Origin of the sequence: Streptomyces sp. RP5T (assembly GCF_003933965.1) — a bacterium.
Lineage (GTDB): Bacteria > Actinomycetota > Actinomycetes > Streptomycetales > Streptomycetaceae > Streptomyces.
The window spans coordinates 1-3,882 of sequence record NZ_RSAJ01000709.1 but is presented as its reverse complement, the minus strand read 5'-3'; the positions used below and the strand labels follow the sequence as shown (position 1 = coordinate 3,882).

Annotated in this window: 2 protein-coding genes; one reads left to right on the top strand and one right to left on the bottom strand. The window is 74.0% G+C overall.

Features of this window, described 5'->3' with window-relative positions; genetic code table 11:
• Positions 1-199 (bottom strand): ArsR family transcriptional regulator (locus EHS43_RS39605; RefSeq protein ID WP_148104219.1); only part of this gene is annotated, 199 nt, incomplete at its 3' end.
• Between the two features lie 424 nt (positions 200-623).
• On the opposite strand from EHS43_RS39605, the gene EHS43_RS39600 reads away from it, so the two are divergent.
• On the top strand, positions 624-3,882 hold a 3,259-nt coding region (locus EHS43_RS39600; RefSeq protein ID WP_260470923.1), incomplete at its 3' end, for an NACHT and WD repeat domain-containing protein.

Sequence of the window (3,882 nt, the reverse complement as noted above, 5' to 3'; positions counted from 1 at the left end):
TCAGCTTCGCCAGGTGCTGGCTGACCGCGGGCAGCGCGCCGCCGACCCGGTCGGCGAGGCGGGTGACGTCGCTCTCGCCCTGGGACAGCGCCCACATGATGTGCAGTCGCGCGGAGGAGGCGAGGAGTCCGAACACGGCGGCCGCCTCGGCGAGCACCTCCGCCGACGGGTCCTGGAAACCGCCGACGATCTTCGCCACAGCCCGCTCCCGTCCTCTCGGATCCACCGCCGGACCAAGTGTAGGCACGGTCCGGTGACCGTCTGCTTCCGTGATCGTCCCGCTTCGTCCGGTACCGGTCCCTCCCCTCGTGGGGACCGGTACCGGAGGAAGCGGGTGACCGTGGGGGAAACGTGGCCGAGAACATACGGCGCGCTGGTTGGAATGCGGGGCGTCGGGCTGATGGCCTGTCGTGGCGTCGCCGCTGGCTGCGCCGCAGGGTCATGATCCTGCCAGTCAGGGGGTCCGCAGAGGAGGTTCCGGTGCCGGAGGCAGTGCGTTACCGCAGGTCAGCCATATAAAGTGAGTTTTCCGGTCCGGATTCAACCGCGAGGGAAGTAAGGGGTGGAAGACCTTGAGCTCCGACTCAGGAGCACGCACGGCCTTCGCGGAGCGTCTCGCACTGTTGTACAGAGAGGCAGGTAATCCGCCCCTCAAGCGCGTGTCCGAGGGCGTCGGCCGGCTCCAGCGCGTGGACGAGCGGGGACGGCCCGTCCGGGTCTCCGCGCAGCGCATCAGCGACTGGCGCCGGGCCAGGAACGTACCCGCGCAGTTCACCGCTCTCGCGGCCGTGCTGCACATCCTCATTCCCGAAGCCCGGCGGATCAGTCCCACCCCCGTCTCGGCCGGTCTGTACGACCTCGGCCAGTGGCAGCGGCTGTGGGAGCGCGCACTGGCGCCGGACGAGGACGAGGGCCCCCAGCCCGAGCCGCCCGCCGGGGTCTGCCCGTACCGGGGCCTCGCCTCCTACCGGCAGGAGGACGCCCGCTGGTTCTTCGGCCGGGAGCGGAGCACGGAAGCCCTCGTCAAGCTGCTCCGCTCGGCGGCCGGGACCGGCACCGGCGGCCTGGTGATGCTGGTGGGCGCCTCGGGCGCGGGCAAGTCCTCGCTGCTCAACGCGGGTCTGGTGACCGCCCTGGAGGAGGGCGCGCTCGGCGGGGCCGCCGCCGGCGGCGAGCGCGGGGTCCTCCAGCTCGTACCGGGCGCCGATCCGCTCACGGAGCTGACCGGCCGCATACCCGAGCTGAAACCGGTCCTCGCCGCCACGAGGACCGACGGACCGGACATCGACCATCCCCCGGAATTCGCGCACGCCGTCCGGGACGCGGTCGCCTCGTGGGCTCAGCGCGAGGCCGCCGCCACCCGGCCGGTGGTGATCGTCGACCAGTTCGAGGAGGCGTTCACCCTCTGCCCGGACGAGACGGACAGGCGGGCCTTCGTCCAGGCGCTGCACGCCATGTGCACGCCCGCCGGCCCGGACGCCCCCGCTCCCGCCCTCGTCCTGCTCGGCATCCGCGCCGACTTCTACGAGAGCTGCCTCGACCACCCCGAACTGGCCGACGCGCTCCAGAACCGGCACATGGTGCTCGGGCCGCTCACCGACGCCGAACTGCGCGAGGCCGTGACGGGCCCGGCCCGGGCCGTGGGCCTGGAGCTGGAGCCGGGGCTCGCGGAACTGATCGTGCGCGAGGTCAGCGCCGACGGTCCGCGCGGGGCGCACGACGCGGGCGTACTGCCGTTGCTCTCGCACGCCCTGCTCGCGACCTGGCAGCGCCGCAAGGCGGGTCGGCTGACGCTGGCCGGCTACCGCGCGGCCGGGGGTATCCAGGGCGCGGTGGCGGCGACCGCCGAGCGGGCCTGGTCGGGCCTGGACCCGGCGGCCCGTACGGCGGCCCGGCTGCTCCTGCTGCGCCTGGTGCGGCTCGGCGAGGACACCCATGCCACCCGCCGGCGCGGCACCCGGCGCCAGCTCGCCGCCGAGTCGACGGACCCGGGCAAGACCGAGGAGTCCCTCGAAGCCCTGGTGCGCGCCCGTCTGGTGACGCTGGACGCGGAGACCGTGGAGATCACCCACGAGGCGCTGCTGACGGCGTGGCCGCGGCTGCGCGAGTGGATCGACGAGGACCGCAGCGACCATCTGCTGCGCCAGCGCATCGAGGAGGACGGCCGCTCCTGGGAGGGCTCCAACCGCGACTCCTCGCTGCTGTACCGGGGCTCGCGGCTGGAGCAGGCCCGCAGCTGGGCCAAGTCCGCCGGGGACACGTATCTCACCCGCAGCGCGGTGGAGTTCCTGGCCGCCTCGGTGCGGCTGCGCCGGCGTACGGTCCTGATCGCCCGGGGCGCGGTGGCGGCCCTGGTCGCGCTCGCGATGGTGGCCGTCGGTTCGGCGGTGGTCGCCTGGCAGCAGCGCAACGACGCGGTGTTCGAGCAGGTCGTCGCGGAGGCGGACCGCGTCCAGTCCACGGATCCGTCGCTGTCCGCCCGCATCGACCTGGTCGCGCACCGGCTGCGGCCCGACGACGAGGGCACCAACACCCGCCTGATCTCCATCGTCAACGCGCCGCTGGCCACCCCGCTCACCGGTCACACCGGGGCGGTGTACCTGACCTCGTTCAGCCCGGACGGAAAGCTGTTGGCCACCGCCGGCTACGACCGGACGGTCCGGCTGTGGGACGTCAGCGACCGGCGTCGGCCCAAGGCGCTGGGCGCGCCCCTCGCCGGTGGCTCCAGCTGGGTGAGCAGCGCGGTCTTCAGCCCCGACGGCAGGACCCTGGCCAGTGCCGGCGACGACGGGAGGATCCGGCGCTGGGACCTCGCCGACCCCCGCCACCCCAGGCCCCTGGGCGCTCCCCTGACCGGCCATGACGGCACCATCTACCTGATCGCGTTCAGCCCGGACGGACGCACCCTGGCCTCCGCCGGCGAGGACCGCACCGTACGGCTGTGGAGCACGGGCGGTACGGGCGGCACGGGCGGCACGAGCGGCACGAGCGGCACGAGCGGCACCAGCGGCACCAGCGGCACCAGCGGCACGAGCGGCACGAGCGGCACGGGCGGCACGGGCGGCACCAGCAGCACCAGCAGCACCAGCAGCACCAGCCGTAAGGAAAAGCCGCCCGTCGTCCTGACCGGGGCCGGTGCCGCCGTGCGGTCCGTGGCGTGGAGCCCCGACGGGCGCACGCTGGCCGCCGGTGGTGACGACGACACGATCCGGCTGTGGAACACCACCGATCCACGGCACCCCCGGGCGTACGACAGGGGGTTGAAGGGACACACGGGTCTGGTGCACTCGGTGGCCTTCAGCCCGGACGGGAACGAGCTGGCCAGCGGGAGCGCGGACGACACCGTCCGGCTGTGGGACGTGCACGACCCCGGGGACCCGAGCCCGCTCGGCTCGCCGCTCACCGGCCACACCGGCCCGATCTGGTCCGTGGCCTTCAGCCCCGACGGCAGCAAGCTCGCCGCCGCCAGCGCGGACAGCACGGCCAGCCTGTGGAACGTGAGCGACCCGGCGTACCCCTCCCAGGTCGGCGAGCCGCTCGCCGGGAGCAGCGGGGAGATGTACGCGCTGGGCTTCAGCCCCGACGGCCGTACGCTCGCGACCGGCAGCGGCGACAGCAAGGTGCGTCTGTGGTCGATCCCGGCCGGTGACATGGTGGGCAGCAGCGGGGCGTTCCGGCGGGACGGCAAGGTGCTGGCCACGGCCGGGCGGGACGGGCGGATCCGGCTGTGGAACGTGACGGACCCGGCCCGGCCCGTGGCGCTGGGCCAGCCGTTCACGCCCGTGGTGCGCGACCCCGACTCCCAGGTGCTGTTCTCCCCCGACGGCCGCACCCTCGCGGTGCTGACCACCGGCCGGGTCCACCTGTGGAACGTCACCGACC